This is a genomic window from Asaia bogorensis NBRC 16594, assembly GCF_001547995.1.
In the GTDB taxonomy this organism is placed as follows: domain Bacteria; phylum Pseudomonadota; class Alphaproteobacteria; order Acetobacterales; family Acetobacteraceae; genus Asaia; species Asaia bogorensis.
The window spans coordinates 2548842-2565117 of sequence record NZ_AP014690.1 but is presented as its reverse complement, the minus strand read 5'-3'; the positions used below and the strand labels follow the sequence as shown (position 1 = coordinate 2565117).

Here is a 16276-nt window from a genome sequence, read left to right as displayed (position 1 = left end):
GTCATGAGCAATGCGGTAGGTCAGTACGGCGGATCGGCTCTCTCGCTCATTCTTGAGGCGAGTGTAAAGACCCTGACTGCGCAGCAGGAGACCGCAACGTGGCAGAGCAGCACCGGTATCATCGGGTCGACTTACGCTGATCTAGGGGCATCCCGTTCTGCGGCGCTCAGCCTCACTCCCAAAATCACTCAGGTGCAGGCGTGGCAATCCAATATCACCAACGCTCAGAACACCTTGTCCGTCACGGCCACCGGTCTCAATCAACTTGTTTCAATGGCGCAGACGCTTTCCACTAGTCTGCTCGGTATTTCAGGCACGGCAACATCCAGTCAGGTTGCTGCCGCCGCTTCATCGGCAATGAGTGCCCTTGGTGATCTCAAGACAGTGCTCAATACGAGCGATGGTGCAAATTACGTATTTGCAGGCACTGACAGCAACACAGCACCCATAAAAGGGAGCGCTTCCCTGTCATCAAGCAGCCTTGCTCAGCAGATTGCGACGAGCGTTCAGTCTCTCAACGCATCCAATGCGGGGTCCGTTCTTGCCAGTGCGACCTCTCTGGCGGGGTCAACCGATCAGGCGGTATCCGTATTTTCGGCAACACTTTCCGTATCTCCGGCTCAGGCTGCCGATAATCAACGCAGCGTGATGAGTGGGACCAACACCACGACGAGTTTCGGTATCGTTGCGACTCAGTCATCCATGACCTCCTCATCGAGCAATACGTCCACCGGATCGCCGATCAGGGATCTGATGCGAGACCTTATGGCAGTATCGGCAATGAACGGGATGTCGTCCAACACACCAGGATTTTCCGATCTCGCAAAGCAGATCTATACGTCGCTCGGCACGACAATTAGCCAGCTGACCGAAGAGGAAGGCGCTGTGGGCGCAACGCAAAACAGCCTGACCTCGCAATCGACAATGCTGACTGGACTTTCCACAATGCTCGAAACCCAGCTGGGCGATTCGCGAAATGCTGATATGGCGACAGTCGCAACCAATGCAGCGAATATCAAAACCAGCCTGAGTGCCTCGTATATCCTTATTTCAAACATGAAGGGCATGACACTGGCGGATTATCTCTGATGACCCATCCGGAAGGCAGCGCAGAAGCGCTTCAGTTGGCTGGTGATTATGCGTCAGCGGCGAAAGCATATGAAATCCGCCTTCAGGCCTCTCCCGATAACGCGCGCACCCTGAGCAATTACGGTGGCCTACTCAACTTGCAAAACCGGTTTTCGGATGCCCTTGCATTGTTGGGCCGTTCCGTTGCGCTTGATCCTGGTCTTCCCGACGCGTGGTCCAATATAGGGAACAGTTTTTTACATCTGAGCCAGTACGAAAATGCGATCGCCTGCTATCGCAACAGTCTGCGCCTCGAGCCTTCGCATGCTCTGGCGCTCAGTAACATGGGCGTAGCTCTTGATCATCGCGGAGATCATGCACTGGCGCGCGGTTTTCATGATGCCGCTGTCCAGATGAACCAGGAGAACGTATACAGCCGGACCAACCGCGCAGTTTCGCTGCTTCAAAGTGGCGATTATGCTGAAGGCTTTCGTGAGTATGAGCATCGCTGGACAGCGCTGCGTGCTTCTGGCGGGCAAAGTAGTGTGCCTCGCTGGAGTGGTGAGCTGGCGCCTGACAAAACTCTGATGGTTTTCACCGAAGGCGGATTTGGAGACGTCTTGCAGTTTTCCCGATTGGCTCCGCTTGCGGCGCAAAAGGTCGGACAGGTCATTCTGCGTGTGAGGCCGGAGCTCGTCTCGCTTCTGGAGCGTAGTTTCCCTGAGATCACAGTCCTGTCGGAAGACGATATCCTTCCCGAGTACGATCTCGAATGTCCGGTTCTCAGCTTGCCTCACGTACTCGGGATAACGCTAGAGACGATCCCTGTTCCTGGCAGATATCTGCGGCCTGACCCGACAAAGACTACCCTGTGGCGCGAACGGCTTCGGGCTGGGGACGCTGATGACTGGCACGATACCTTTCGTGTGGGGCTTGTATGGGCGGGCGCACCGCATCCCGAAGTTCAGGCAGCATTTCTTGCTGACCATCGCCGCTCCATGAATCTGCAGGATCTGGCACCGCTAGGGCAGGTCGCCAGACGCTTTAGAGCGCTCAGGTTCTATAGCCTGCAGATAGGAGAACGCGCAGCGCAGGCGGCAAATCCGCCTGAAGGGATGCGTCTTTCAGATCACACGAGGCACATCGCCAGTTTTGATGATACGGCTGCGCTGATTGACACGCTGGATCTCGTTATCGCCGTCGACACATCGACTGCGCATGTATCGGCTGGGCTGGGGAAGCCCACATGGCTTCTTTCACGCTATGATCAATGCTGGCGTTGGCTCTCGGGGCGACGTGATTCACCGTGGTATGAGTCGATACGCCTTTATCAGCAAAAGCAGCCCCTCAACTGGGAAGGGCCTGTTGCCATGCTCACGAACGATCTCACGGCTCTTCTTGAGACGAGGTATGCTCATACGCCTGTCTCAGCCCGATGAGATAGGCGTGTCCCAAAAGACGCGCTGACGCATGCATTCGAAAAGTTTCATATTCCCGGTCTCGTATTGTGCAACAAAGCATTGTAGGCTGTAACCATCATATATCGGCATGGGGGCATCTAGCTGCCTCTATGTTACATGCCAGATAATTCGAAGATTGCCTGATATTGAAGTCCTGTGCGCAACTGAAATGATATTTCGTTGTGATAAGAAAATATAATGTCGATGCAAGAGGCTCTCCGAAGTGCTCTTGATAGGGGTGTCCTGAAATGATGAGATCGCTTGATATTGCGAATACGGGCATGCAGGCCCAGACCACAAATGTCGAGACGATTTCCAATAATATCGCCAACATGACAACCACCGGATACAAGCGTCGTCGTGCTGAGTTTCAGGACCTGATCTATCAGGATCTGCGTCGTGCTGGGACGATGAGTTCTGATACCGGGGACCTTGTTCCTGCGGGTGCGCAGGTTGGTCTTGGTGTTCGCACGGCCGGCATATACCGCATCAACGAGCAAGGTACGCTGGAACAGACCGGAAATTCGCTGGATCTTGCCATTGAGGGGCGTGGATATTTCCGTGTAACCCTTCCGTCGGGAGAATATGCCTATACTCGTGACGGAACATTCTCGCTCTCGGAAGACGGTACGATTGTCACTGCAGACGGCTATCCCCTGTCTCCCAATATCTCCGTTCCCAACAATGCGGAGAATATCACGATCGATCAGTCTGGACAGGTACAGTACACGCTGTCTGGTCAGAGTACAGCTCAGGTGGCTGGTCAGTTGCAGCTCGCGACATTCCAGAATGAGAATGGTCTTACGGCGATGGGGCAGAACCTGTTCACCGAAACAACCTCATCTGGTACAGCCAACCTCAGTACACCGCAGAGCGAGGGATATGGTTCGGTCCGTCAGGGTTTTGTCGAGGAATCATCAGTTAATGTCGTGACCGAAATCACTGCGCTCATTACGGCGCAGCGAGCCTACGAGATGAACAGTAAAGTTATCACTGCCTCGAATGAAATGCTGCAAACCCTGACAAATCTGCGGTGATACCAATATGCGCGGGCTCACGATCGCTCTCATAGGGCTATCTTTGATAGGCCATTCCGTACCGGGATATGCAGCGACCCTGCGCAATACGTCCATCGTTTCGTCCGGGATGGTTCGTCTTTCTGACATTTTTTCTGGTCTTGAGCCCGGGCAGGATCGGGTTCTGGGTCCTGGGCCGGTACCTGGATCGAGTATTCATGTAAGCGGGCAACAACTTATTGCGATCGCTGATCAATACGGTGTCGAGTGGGAAGACCAATCCTCCTCTTCGTTCATGACGATTACCAGAGCAGGAAGAATTCTCGACGAGAATTATTTCGTTTCCCTCGTCAGAAAAAACCTGCCCGACCTGGGCGAAGGCCCCGTTTCAATAACGTTTCATGACTTTCATCCTGTGACAGTCTCTGCGGATGAGGCCGAGCCGGTTGTTCTGTCTGATGTGAAATGGGATCAGCGGAGCGGGTGGTTTTCATCCACTGTTTATCGTGCCCACCCTACAGGAGATCTGGCAACCGACTCGTTCATGCTGACGGGTGTTGTCCATGCCACCCAGCGCGTGATTGTGTACACCCACTCGATGGGGGCAGGAAGCGTTGTCAGTGCCGCAGATGTTAGGGTGGACGAGGCATATTCCGGTCATCTGCCGTCGCGTGCTGTCACCGATCCGGCTGAGGTAGAGGGGCAGACCATCAGCCGTGGTGTCGTGGCGGGCTCCGCGGTCATTGCGCAGGACCTGCAGCGCACTGTGATCATGCATAAGGGAGATCCCGTCATGATCACCTACGTAGCTCCAGGGCTCAGATTGTCGATTGCTGGAAGGGTTCTTGAGGATGCCGGTGCCAAACAGCAGGTCCGCGCATTGAATGAGTCGAGCGGGATGATTGTCAGCGGGAAAGTCACTGATGGGTCAAATGTGGAAGTGGCGTTGACGAGTCATCCAGTCCCGTCCGATCCGATCACAATGCGCCGGCTTTCGGCGTCTATGCGCAATCCTGCGCCTTGACGTTTCCTGGCGATAGGTGGCTCTGAAAACGATGACGCGTTTTTTCTCCCGTGGCTCATTGACCGTGCTGCTGTTACTGGGCGGCTGCACGTCTCTTTCTGATCTGACGGAACTCGGTCACCCACCGAGAATGACCCACACTTCTGATCCGACACAGTCGCCGGACTATCGTCCGGTGACAATGCCGATGCCACCTCTCCAACCTCCGCCAACGGAGGTCGGGAGCCTGTGGCGCTCAGGAAGCCGGGCTTTTTTCAAAGACCAGCGTGCCTCTCAGGTTGGCGATCTGATAACGATCAACGTCAACATCTCGGACAATGCGGCACTCAACGACAATACCACCGTCGCAGGAAGCGGCTCGCAGACATTCGGGATCCCGAGTTTCTTCGGAGCCCAGGGTAAGGTGCTATCAAGTAGCAGTGCGCTGGACACAAGTAGTGCGACTGCAAATACGGGCGCAGGTGTCATTCGCCGTAATGAGACTGTCACCCTTGCCCTGGCGGGGACGGTGACTCAGGTACTGCCCAATGGTAACTTCGTTGTCGTTGCCCGGCAGGAAGTCCGCATCAATGGTGAACTGCGTCAACTCATGGTTAGCGGCGTTGTTCGACCCCAGGATATAACGGAAGACAACATCGTAACACATGACCGTATTGCAGAGGCACGGATTTCGTATGGAGGTCGTGGACAGCTGACCACTGTCCAGAATGCGCGCTGGGGACAGCAGATTATGAATGGTGTCCTGCCATTCTGACCAAGCAACCTGCTTGTTGGCAGGACTTGATTTAACAGCTCCTTAATCTTGGGAAATGTGGTGTCTTTCGCGTAGCGCAGCGCCCTGCCACGCCGAAGCTCTCTTGAGCAACGCTTCGTCTTGCCCACGTTTCCTCCAGCTTTTCGCCATCACGTCCATGCGAACTGCATTAGAAAAAGTAACGATGACCAGAAAGAACGGGTAGGAGAGGCGCCAGTACTTATATGCTTACCCTCTCACGCATCCTGGGCGACATTTTCGTATTGAAAATTTCCAGCTCTCTGCATAGAGGCGGGAAATACGCGGCCTCACCATGGGAGAACGCATTAGTGAAAGCCCGCCATAGACCCTGAAAATTCTCGCGATCGAGAATGCAAGGCGGAGTGAGCGTGTTAAATCCCATCTTCTGTTAACGATTGGCTCCTACAACTCGACGTTCTCGTCGAAAACCGAGGACAGGGGCCGTTACATGATTTTGAAGCTGATCGTAGTTCTCATAGGTTTAGGCGTTGTAGAAACCATATTGGTGAAGGTTTTCTCCTTCATAGGTGATCGTCTGGTGTATCTGGGGCTGTTCGATGGCTCCTTGGAACGACTCGCATCGATCTGCGAGACGGCAGCCCTGATATGTTTTTCGTGTGCCGCCGGCTTCTTTTTCCTTCGCTTGATAAGCCGCCTCCGCGCCACGGACACTCGGGAGGGGCGTGACGCGGGGCCTGGCTGGTGATTACAGCGACCTACTTGAATCAGGTCTAGTCAGCTTAGACTCTTGTCAGTCCCTATCTGCAAAGCAAAATCTGAAACAAAGCCGCCCACCGGTTATATGAAGGGGCAACGAGAGGATTTATTAATAATTCCGATGGACCAATGGAAGGGTACGCGGAAAAAAGGCTCGTCCCTCTCATGTTCAGTGTCTTTCGGTTCAAGGCCAAGATTGCACTTGTTGCAATAACATTGACGTTGGTTACATTTATCGGTTCAGGTTTTTTAGTCAATAACCAGTTAAAATCCGGCGAGCGCTATCGCGCATTCATCAATTCAGATGACCGGGGCACAATCATGCTTGCGCGCATCAGCGACAAGCTCAATGCACTCCTTTACGCCTCTCATCTCCTGATCGATCAGGCGAACAGCCCATTCGTCGGCGAGGTTGTAACGCGGTTCCAGAAAGATATGCGAGGAACCCGTGATATCTTTGCTGAGGCCGCGAGGGTGGATCCGCGTCTCGTCTCCACGCTGGATCCACTATTGGGACGTTATGGCACTTTCGAGCAGCAGTTAAACAGTCTGCTGATTGCGCTTGATAAAGGCGACATTGCCAAAATGCGCCAGATCGCCCAGGCATCTGATCAGGATGGGGTTCACCTGGCGATCGATATCGGGGCGATCACAGGCCGCCGTATTACGCATGTTGAGAGTGCATCAAACCAGCTCGCTCATGATGTGAATGTTTCTGTCCGTAATTGCGTCATTGGCCTGGTGCTCATCCAGATTCTTATTCTTTTCGCGACCCTGCTTATGAGCCAGAAAACGATCGTATCACCGCTTCTGAGGGTGAGGGATCGTATGCTCGGTATCGCTGAAGGACGGCTGGACGAGAGCATTCCCTGTCTTGAGCGGGGAGATGAAGTTGGAGATATGGCCAAGGCGCTCAGCACGATCCAGGGGGGGTTGCAACGAGCAAAGGTTCTGGCTGCCGAGCAGGCTGCCGAGCGGGAAGCTGTTGCCAAGGAGAGGGCCGAAAACGCGGAGCGTGTTGCGAGGGAGCTCGAAGAGGAATCCCGTGCAGTCGAGGCTATCCGCAAAGGGCTATCGGCGGCTGCCGAGGGTGATCTCGTTTATCGTATTGATGTTGCGCTACCGCAGCGCCTTCAGGTCATGAAAACGGATTTCAATGATGCGTTTGAGCGTTTGAATCAGACATTCTCGGTGATCCAGCAAAGCGTTATGGCCATTGGCTCTGGCACAGGCGAAATCTCTGTCGCTTCGAACGATATGTCACGGCGCACCGAGCAGCAGGCGGCAAGTATAGAGCAGTCCTCAGCCGCGATCGAGCGCGTTGTGAGTATGCTGCGTGACTCCGCAGACAGTGCGAAGAAAGCCGCTTCAGTGACCGATGACACGCGACTGGGTGCTGAAAAGTCTGGCGCGATGGTTCATAACGCCGTGAACGCGATGAGCCAGATCGAGAGTAGCTTCGCCCAGATCAGTCAGGTGATCGGACTTATCGACGAAATTGCTTTTCAAACAAATCTCCTTGCACTGAATGCAGGGATAGAGGCCGCCCGAGCCGGGGATGCAGGACGTGGTTTTGCTGTCGTCGCGACAGAAGTGCGCACTCTGGCTCAGCGGTCGACTGAAGGCGCTCGTCGCGTGAAGGAGATGGTCTCAAGTTCGAGCGATTTTGTTTCCGATGGCGTAAGGCTGGTGCGCGAAGCCGGTGGCGCTCTAGGTATTATCCTGAGTCAGGTTGGGGAGATCGACAAGCTCGTCGCGGAAATCGCTCATTCCTCGACTGGTCAATTCTCGGCGATACAGGAGATCAACCTGGCGGTTGGAGAGATGACAAAATCTACTCAGCAAAACGCAGCCATGGTAGAAGAAAATACTGCAGCTATTTCGTCCTTGGACAAAGCCGCGAGCGTACTTCGTGATCGGGTCGCATTCTTCCGGTTGGAACAATGAGGTACGTTCTAAAGAGCATGAGCTAGAACGAACCGACCGCACGGTAGCCATTTCCATCGTGGCTACCGACTCTCTCAAATATGAAAAAATGAAGAAATTTACGAGTATTGCCTCGCGAGGTGAGTATATTGTGTAATATGTTCACATGGCGAAGTTTTGAGAATCAATGCTAGTGCCATGATATAACGTCATATATTTGTCATATAAACGGTCTGTATTCATGTCGGATATGTTTTCTGGTTCATTGATATCCTCGGAATTTACCGAGATAACCAGTACTCCGCCGCGTATCATGGCAGATATTGTGGAAACTGTTCCGGTATTGGGGGGTGATGATATCGGAGCTACGGTAAACCAGCTTTTCACAGATGACGACAATCTTTCAATGATCGCTGTTTTACATGAAGACGGGCGACCGGTCGGGATTATCGATAGACAGTTTTTCTTCGCGGTTATGTCAGGACGTTTCGGACGTTCACTCTACACCCGACGGAAGGTGGGCTTACTCCTCAGAGGGCCGACCAAAGTTGTCGAATACGATGTGGCCATAGCAGATTTCACTCGTTCACTCCTTGGTGCCGACGCACACGATCTCTATCGCGGTTTCCTCATAGTGCGAGAAGGGAGGTACCTTGGAGTTGGTTCGACCCTCTCTCTGGTTCGAGCTGCGAATCTGCAGAATGAAGCGTCTGCCATACGTTCAGCAGAAACGGCTGAAGACCTTCGTCAGGTCATCGCGGCTATCTCCACGAGTGTTGAAGCGGTCTGCAGGGCATCGTCGTCTATTCGGGAGGGAAGCCTCACATTATCTGGGCATACCCAGAGACAAACCCAGGATCTCACGATTGCCGCCGCAAGTGTGAGAGAGATGAATGATGCAGTGCAGGTAAATGCAGAAGATGTTGCTTCAGCCAGGCGGCTCGTTTCAGATATCAATGAACAAGCGGGCTCGTTCAAGGATATTGTTGGTGAGACAGTTTCGGCCATATCCGGTATTGCCCAACGCTACTTCAATATGGTCGAGAGCCTCCGACTGATAGAAGATATTAGCCTGCAAACGCGATTACTCTCGTTCAACGCTGCGGTGGAAGCCGCCCATGCTGGAGGGGAAGGGAAGGGTTTCGGCGTTGTTGCGGATGAAATCCGATCACTCGCGCATCGCTCGGCGGAAGCCGCACAGGTTATCGCTGAGCTCGTGACCCAGTCCCGGGAGACCATGAAGACAGGCGTCGCACTTACTGAGAAAGTTGCAAGTGGCATGGAAAGCATAACATGTCAGGTTGCGAGCGTGAACAATTTCATTCGTAGTATTGAAGATACAACCAAAAACCAAGCCCGTAGTATTGGCGAAATCAACAAAAACATAAAATCTATTGAGGACGTTGCTGGCAATAATATGTGTATGACCGATGATGTTAATAGAAATTGCCTCGACCTTGACCAGCAAGTCGCCTCATTGAACGAATTCCTCAAACGGTATGCTCTTTAAAGCTATTTTGAAAATCGAACGTGAAGGGTTTTCAGCGAGTCTGGTACACGATTCAAGCTCTGAATATGGACGCCAGAGCAGAGAGGCCACGTGGCCGATATCACCCGCAGGACGAAATGCTATCCGTCTGATCTGACAGATGAAGAATGGGAACGCATAGCGCCCCTGATGCCGCTTGCGAGCCGGCGCGGCCGGAAACGAGTGTCCGATTTACGTGAGACCATCAATGCACTGCGCTATCTTGCCCGCTAGGGCTGCGATGGGAGATGCTGCCAGCTCATTTTGGCCCGTGGCGGACTATCTCCTGCTGGTTCCACAGGCTGATGCGTCGTTTCCTGCGATCCATGATATTTGCCTAATGCTGGACCGTAAAGTAGCAGGACGCAAAGCTTACCCATCCGTTGGTGTCATCGACAGCCAGAGTGTCGAGGCTCCTCATGCCAGCGTCCGTAGTTATGACGCAGGCAAGAAGATCGCCGGTCGTGAGCGCCATATCGCGGTTGACACAAATGGCCGACTGCTTCTGGTCAGGCTGATGCCAGCTGATATTCCAGATAGCGCGGGAGGGCAGATGATCCTTGATGCCATCCGCAAACGATGGCCGTATGTGAAACATCTTGTCGCAGACGGAGCTTATGATCGCCTCCATTTAATGCATAAAGCCGCTTTTCTAGATTTCACGGTCGAAGTTGTTCGGCGCTAAGACATCGCAGAAGGGTTTGAAATCCAGCCGCGCCGTTAGGTCGTTGAATGGACATTTGGCTGGATAACCCACTGGCGACGCCTCGTGCGCAACTGCGAGCGCCGCATCGACGTCTCACAGACCATGATCCTCGTCGCCATGGGCACCAATCTCACCCGTCGAAACGCTCACCCGTGACTTTCCAAACAGGTTCTAAGACTTGCTGGAGGTTCACCCGACTTTCACCTAACGCATGTAACAGTCTCAATAAGCTTATCTACTAAAGGTGTTTGAGAGCGGCCAGGTCACCCAAGTTCGAGTGCAGCAGATACCTTCGCCAGAGAGGGAGCTAAAGCCTCGATGTTTGGCGCTGCTTTTTCGCTCTTCATCTCCTTTGCCAACTGTTCTGTCTCCGTCTCGTCCAACTTCCTCAAAGCGACCCGCGTCACATATTTGGCCTTTTCAAGATCGCCGGTCAGCTTGCATTTCATGATCTCCGCCTGTGTGGCGCAAGGCAGTTTTGCAGGCGGCATCCAGATGGCCTTCAGCAGGTCCAGATCTCTCCTGGCCCTATCGCACTGGGCGACATGACGTGCTTTCCAAGCGGCTATCTTCTCCTGCCTGCGCCTGTCGGCCTCGCGGCAGAGCGTGACAAGCCATTCCTTGCATGTATCCCGCCTGACGATCTGCTGAAGCAGCTCACGGTTCTCTCTCCGTAGCCGCGCATTGGCCTCCTCGCGCTCTGTCGGAACAGGCAGGCAAAGCGGTTCAGGCGGCGTGGTACGCAGGCCAAGATGCCAGAACACAATCTCCAGAAGATAGCGCAGGATCTCGGCCAGTGTTTTCGAAAGCCGTTCAATCTCCTCATCGAAATGGGACAGGCGTTTCTTCCTCGAGAGAACGAATACCTTTTCACGCAAGACATCACGCTCCCGTCGTGTTTCCTGCAGCTGTTTTCCGGTCTGCCAGAGCTGTCTGCGCGTGTTTTCGATCTGCGTGAACAGCGCTGTACCTTGTTCATCGACAGAGCGCCGTGGACCATACGCCAGAGGCGGTCTTGCATTCAATACCGTGCGACATGCCCTGGCCTCACGTTTCCACTGCCGGATGTAGTGAGCAAAGTTCGGTGGCAGTGCATCGATACGATCCAGCGAGACGATCCTCGGCTGTTTTTCCGTAGGTTGTGACGGCCCTCCTTTGGCAGCCGCTTTGGCAAATGCTTCGGGGTCACGCGTCAGTTCCTCAAAGGGCGGCAGAAGCAGGCCGCTCTGCTCTGCGTGACGTTCCATCGCAGCCCTCTCCAGAGCAGCACGCTCCAGAAGCGGTTTGACTGCTATCCTGATATCACCGCGTTTCGGTCTGGCGGCGTCATCCACCAGAAACTGTCGGAAATCCTTCATGCGCGTTTTCGTAAGGCGCGTGAAAGACCCGATCAGCACACCATCAGCCGTCTCGATGATATACGCGTCCTTGCGGGTATCCTGCCGGTCTCCGGCACGCATAACCCAGCCCTTCGTTTTCAGCAGGGCACGAAAACGATGCAGCTGATTATCCGACTGCGCCCACAGGAAAGCGATAGCCTTCTTTGCTTCCACAAGATCCAGACCCTGTCGCTCGGCCATACGACGTGATTGCGAGGTGTAGGCTGCACGTGGAAGGGGTCGTGACGCGGGTTCTGAATTGGAAGGAGCAGATGATGTGTCAGGAGATGCTGGGAATGACAGTTGCTCATTGTTGGTAACAGGTCTTTCTAAGAGTACCTCAATCGCTTCCGCTTCTGCCGTCTTTCCTTCCTGACGGAGGGCTTTGACAATGGCCCGGTCATGCCGCCCCGGCACCAGCTGATGCCCGAGACGGATTTCCTCGAGACGGGCACATTTCTCCAGACGCTGCCATGAGAAGCGCGTGCTGAGCACATGGTCGTCCTGCCATTCGGGCAGAAGCAGATGCCCATGGGTGCTGCCATCCTTCTGATGCACGACGAGCGTCATGCGTTCCCTGTCCGCCTGCAGCTCATCGCAGAGCCTGGCGGCAAAAGACGCAAGGGCCGCGTCACTCATGGGCTCGGCAGGGTTGAAGGCAATATGACGCAGACCATAGCGTATGCCCTCACGCCTTGCTTCCTTCATCCAGTCCGCAAGACACCAGTCACTGCCACACAGAACGCGTATGGCTTCGTTCCTCGCGCCCCGAAGCACATGACGTGAAACGGCCTGATGACCGCTGCTGGTCCGGATGCGGGTTTCCTGCACAATCATGCGTCCCCCTCCGGAGTTCGAGGAGGCTTAGTGCAGCGTAGTGGGCGAGGTCACTATCGGCTGGGATACTTCCGCCTCTATCCCTGTCTCTGGCTCGACCATCTTCCGAGGTCGAGACGTCCTCCTTGCCCTCGTCACATGCATGGATTTGAGCAGGACATCGACGCGGTCCTTTGTCGCTTCCAGCGCATCCAGAACATCCCCCGCCCGGACGGCATCACCACAATGCGCAGAATGAGCCAGCTGATTGAGGTTGTTGCCGATGCGCCAGAGCTCACCCCGCAGCTTGCGCAACGAGATGCCTACAGCCATCCCGTCATGACCGGTCAGGACGGCCTCTTTCAGCAGGGAGCGTACCCAAAGGGCGGTGGTCTCATGACCCAGAAGACGCGCTGCACCGGCCCACGCAGCGAGCTCGTCAGGCGAGGCACGGACCGACAGGCGCGAGGTGCGGGCAGGGCGGGACAGGCTGGAGACGGGATGCGTCACTGGCACAGGAACATGGGGCGAGGCAGGCATGGGATGCGCTTTCTATCAAGGGGGTCAACGGGGGCGACAGCCCCCTTGCCAGCTGCGTCGTGCACCCAACGGGTAGCCACGAAGCACTGCTGGCTCAGGGGAGCCAATCCATGACCTCATGATAGAACAGGACAGGAACGGATGCCGGGTAGAACAGGCGGCCTCTGACAAACTCCATGCAGAATGAGAGGAATTTTCTGCCTTCCGTCCAGCGAAACTCCGCTCTCTCCCTATCCATTGCGTCCGGTCGCGAAGGGCTCTCCTTCAGCTTGGTTCGGTTTCCTGTGACGCGGTCTCAGCGGCATCGGCGGCAGTCTTCGACTCCTCGGCGGCCTTCAGTCTCACTCCGGGTCCGAACTGCGCATCCGCCGGGATGAACACCGCCCCGCAGGCCTCCAGCGTCTCACGCATGGCCCGCAGCGTGCGGATATGGGGTGTACGGGCATTGGTCTCGAAATCGGCCACCGTGCGATGCGCCATCTCGGCCATCCTAGCGAGGTCACGCTGCGAGAGACCCAGCATGGCGCGGGCGGCACGGCATTGCGAGGCAACAAGCGTCATGGAGGTCTCCGTAGAGGTAAGGGCAGGGGGTGGAAGAAAAGAGGGAGAGGAAGAGAGACAGGCGATAGGGATAGAAAATAGGGCAGGGATATTAATGCCGATACTGCCTCATATGCGCCGCTTTCGGAAGGTACCCGGACGGTTTTCTGGAAAAAAGCCGGGGTTTTTTCGCGGTTTGACGTGCCGAGTGTGCAATAGGGAGTCCAAATACGACTTTAGGGAGTCCATATATGATTTGGAGTCCAAACACGTTGACTGTGATATAAGAATGCCGCTATCTGTGGTCTCGAGAAGGAGAACGCAGTCATGGCGCGCTATGGATATGCTCGTGTGTCGACCGATATGCAGAGTGTCGACGCCCAGCTTCCCGCCCTCGAAGCCGAGAAGCTGGACATGATTTTCGTCGAGACCGTGTCAGGTGCCGTGCCTGCCAGGGAGCGTCCCGTCCTCGCCTCGCTGCTGGACCGGCTCCAGCCTGACGACAGTCTAGTGGTAGTGCGTCTCGACAGGCTCGGGCGCGATGCAATCGATATGCTGCAGCTCGTCTCCGCGCTGGATGAGCGCAACGTCAGAGTGCGTATTCTTTCGCTGGGCATCGAGACGGGCACGGCCAATGGCCGCCTGTTTCTAACTATCCTCATGGCCATTGCGGAGTTCGAACGCGAGCTCATTCGCGAACGTACCCGGGCCGGAATTGCGGCAGCGCGGGCGGCGGGGCGTCGTATCGGACGGCCCCGTGCCCTGACATCGGCGCAGACCCGGCACGTGAGGACATTGGCGGAACAGGGACTGTCTATCCGGGATGTCGCGTCCGTCATGAATGTCGGGCGCGCCACAGTGCATCGAGCGCTAAAGGGCGAGGCTGGACCGCAGCGGGCTGGGCCATCATCCAGCGCCGCAGCCTGAGCCTGAGCCTGACGCTGGGGGTTGCTGTTGCTTCAGTGGCGAGCCCTGTGCATCAGCGCGAGACCTGCCAGACCGCAGGCGGCGACAAGCGCAATCCAGTAGCCGCTATTCCATGAGGTGGCATCAATCAGCGCGGCCGCCTGTTTCTGTACCATGGCCTGCAAATCATGCTGCATCGCGGCGTTGCCGCCGAAACCGCCAAGAAGCTGACCCGTGCTCTGGGCTGCCTCGGCTGCGAGATGATGCAGCCGTGCATGCACGACCAGAGGCAGGGCCAGCAGCAGGAGCAGCGGCAGGATGTCGAGCTGACGCGCCCGGGCAAAACCGAGCCATGGTGTCACCCAGGGCAGGAGCGTGATGGCACAGCCGAGCAGGCGCCAGAAGCCGAACGTCACAGTAATGCCTGCACCACCCGTCTGCACACCGAGCAGCTGGCTCAGCGTGTAATCGAGCCTCATGCCCAGCATGGTGTTACCCGCATCGAGCGTCCATCCCGGCAGAATGTAGAACCCAAACAGCAAGGCACCTGACATGACCATGCCGGGCAGGGTCATGCGGTCTTTCTGTTGACGCAGGTAAGGGAGCATCACGGCCCCCAGTGAGCCGCCATTGCTGCGCAGGGTCTGACCGAATGCGCTCAGCGTCTCATTGGCCAGGACATCGCGCCCCAGCACATGGATGGACGCGATGCGTCCTTCCGGTGTCAGGGTAAAGCTGACTTTCTGGTTCAGGGCCGGGGCTGCCGGTCCCTGCCAGATGCCGGAGAGGGTGAATTCATGTTGTTTCCCGTCAGAAACAAGAAGGCCTGGCTGAGCGTCGGGAATGCGGATGATGGTGCCGCGATTGGCAACGCCCGGCTGTGCATCAGTGGGTGCATGGGCTGAAGAGCTGGCGTCACGGGTATTACCAACGTTGGGCACGGAGGAGGAATGGTTCATTGGTCAGTCCTCACAGGGCGGGCTTGGCGTTGGCATGCGCGAGTTTGGCCTCGATGGCCGCATTGAGCTGCCGGATGATCTCGGCTGTGATGGCCTGTTCGGCACCGATATCCTCGGTCGTGATGCTCAGGTTGCGTACGGCGGACGGGTTTTGCGGGACGACGCTGACATCGATGCGCAGCCAGGCCTGTGTGGTGGCAGCGCGCGGGTCTGACGAGGGCGAAGGATCAATCCCGGTGCCATCCGCCTTCTCGACGACGTTGCCGCTTTTGAGCGCGTAGAGTGCGGTGGCGGCACTCCCGCCCGATAGCGGTGGCAGATGCGCCGTGTAGTGCGCGGTGAGTTCGGCCCTGAGGGCATCGTATCCCGGTGCATTAAGAGGCGGGTAGGAGACACTGCGCTCGATGCGGGTCACCACGCCGCCCATGACCGGTGGGGCGAGGGTGACATCAATCCTGTCGCTCTCGCGCTGGCAGGCCAGCGATGCCGGATAGGGCTGGCTCTCGATATCCACGCCCTTATGCGATGTCCGCAATGTCTCGGTCCGCAGGCTCGGTTCTGTCTGGCAGTACTGGCGCAGCACATTGGTGGCTTCGGGGGCGGACATGCCGAGCGAGACACCGAGTATGGAGGCTTGGCCGAGCGCATTGCTCATTCTGGAATAGGTGAGCTTCTGCGTCAGTGCGACGCCGCTATTATTCTGCGTCGCAGGAGACGCCGGGGGTTCCGTGACGTGTCCCTGGCCGAGCGCATTGGCCGCATTGACCATGTTGCGGCGGAAAGCTTCCATATCCTGGGCCTGAGCGAGCGGCGCTGAGGCCGCAGACAGCAAGAGGCAGGCGATGACGCGTTTCATGGTTTCCCCCGGAGTGATGTGACGCAGGCCATCACAGGGTCAGGACAGGTGTCAGTCTGA

At 56.0% G+C, this 16276-nt stretch carries 13 protein-coding genes and 1 pseudogene; 9 read left to right on the top strand and 5 right to left on the bottom strand.

The window, feature by feature from the left end; translation table 11 throughout:
* Positions 1 to 3: 3 nt before the first annotated feature.
* The 8 genes and pseudogenes from Asbog_RS11270 (at position 4) to Asbog_RS11230 (ending at position 10376) form a co-directional block, all read left to right on the top strand.
* Positions 4 to 1089, top strand: coding sequence for a flagellin (locus Asbog_RS11270; protein WP_062165209.1), 1086 nt, complete (start codon positions 4 to 6; stop codon positions 1087 to 1089).
* Positions 1089 to 2507: a tetratricopeptide repeat protein gene (locus Asbog_RS11265; protein ID WP_062165208.1), complete on the top strand. Its 1419-nt coding sequence runs from the start codon at positions 1089 to 1091 to the stop codon at positions 2505 to 2507. Before Asbog_RS11270 ends, Asbog_RS11265 begins: the two co-directional genes overlap by 1 nt.
* Before the next feature lie 272 nt (positions 2508 to 2779).
* Positions 2780 to 3565, top strand: a complete 786-nt coding sequence (flgG, locus tag Asbog_RS11260) for a flagellar basal-body rod protein FlgG (RefSeq protein WP_171840741.1) — start codon at positions 2780 to 2782, stop codon at positions 3563 to 3565.
* Positions 3566 to 3572: 7 nt separating this feature from the next.
* Entirely contained in the window at positions 3573 to 4568 is a 996-nt protein-coding gene (gene flgA / locus Asbog_RS11255) for a flagellar basal body P-ring formation chaperone FlgA (RefSeq protein WP_083510850.1), read from the top strand.
* 31 nt (positions 4569 to 4599) lie between these two features.
* Complete coding sequence (gene flgH, locus Asbog_RS11250) at positions 4600 to 5322, top strand: flagellar basal body L-ring protein FlgH (RefSeq protein ID WP_062165206.1); 723 nt, start codon at positions 4600 to 4602, stop codon at positions 5320 to 5322.
* A 903-nt stretch (positions 5323 to 6225) separates the two neighbouring features.
* A complete protein-coding gene (locus Asbog_RS11240) occupies positions 6226 to 8007 on the top strand; it encodes a methyl-accepting chemotaxis protein (RefSeq protein WP_171840692.1) in 1782 nt (593 codons plus the stop codon).
* A gap of 220 nt (positions 8008 to 8227) precedes the next feature.
* Positions 8228 to 9496: a methyl-accepting chemotaxis protein gene (locus Asbog_RS11235; RefSeq protein WP_062165203.1), complete on the top strand. Its 1269-nt coding sequence runs from the start codon at positions 8228 to 8230 to the stop codon at positions 9494 to 9496.
* Between the two features lie 63 nt (positions 9497 to 9559).
* Positions 9560 to 10376: pseudogene (locus tag Asbog_RS11230) on the top strand (IS5 family transposase).
* A 107-nt stretch (positions 10377 to 10483) separates the two neighbouring features.
* On the opposite strand, the gene Asbog_RS14705 reads toward Asbog_RS11230, so the two are convergent.
* The 3 genes from Asbog_RS14705 to Asbog_RS11215 form a co-directional block, all read right to left on the bottom strand.
* On the bottom strand, positions 10484 to 12436 hold the full coding sequence (locus Asbog_RS14705) for a hypothetical protein (protein ID WP_231944568.1): 1953 nt from the start codon (positions 12434 to 12436) through the stop codon (positions 10484 to 10486).
* Between the two features lie 27 nt (positions 12437 to 12463).
* Positions 12464 to 12955, bottom strand: coding sequence for a MobC family plasmid mobilization relaxosome protein (locus Asbog_RS11220; protein WP_062165202.1), 492 nt, complete (start codon positions 12953 to 12955; stop codon positions 12464 to 12466).
* Between the two features lie 264 nt (positions 12956 to 13219).
* Complete coding sequence (locus Asbog_RS11215; RefSeq protein WP_083510849.1) at positions 13220 to 13516, bottom strand: helix-turn-helix domain-containing protein; 297 nt, start codon at positions 13514 to 13516, stop codon at positions 13220 to 13222.
* Between the two features lie 306 nt (positions 13517 to 13822).
* Between Asbog_RS11215 and Asbog_RS11210 the strand changes: the two genes are divergently transcribed.
* A complete protein-coding gene (locus tag Asbog_RS11210) occupies positions 13823 to 14422 on the top strand; it encodes a recombinase family protein (RefSeq protein WP_062165201.1) in 600 nt (199 codons plus the stop codon).
* A 32-nt stretch (positions 14423 to 14454) separates the two neighbouring features.
* Here Asbog_RS11210 and Asbog_RS11205 read toward each other — a convergent pair whose 3' ends face one another.
* Entirely contained in the window at positions 14455 to 15360 is a 906-nt protein-coding gene (locus tag Asbog_RS11205; protein WP_062165200.1) for a hypothetical protein, read from the bottom strand.
* 10 nt (positions 15361 to 15370) lie between these two features.
* Positions 15371 to 16216: a hypothetical protein gene (locus Asbog_RS11200; protein WP_062165199.1), complete on the bottom strand. Its 846-nt coding sequence runs from the start codon at positions 16214 to 16216 to the stop codon at positions 15371 to 15373.
* Between the last annotated feature and the right edge of the window lie 60 nt (positions 16217 to 16276).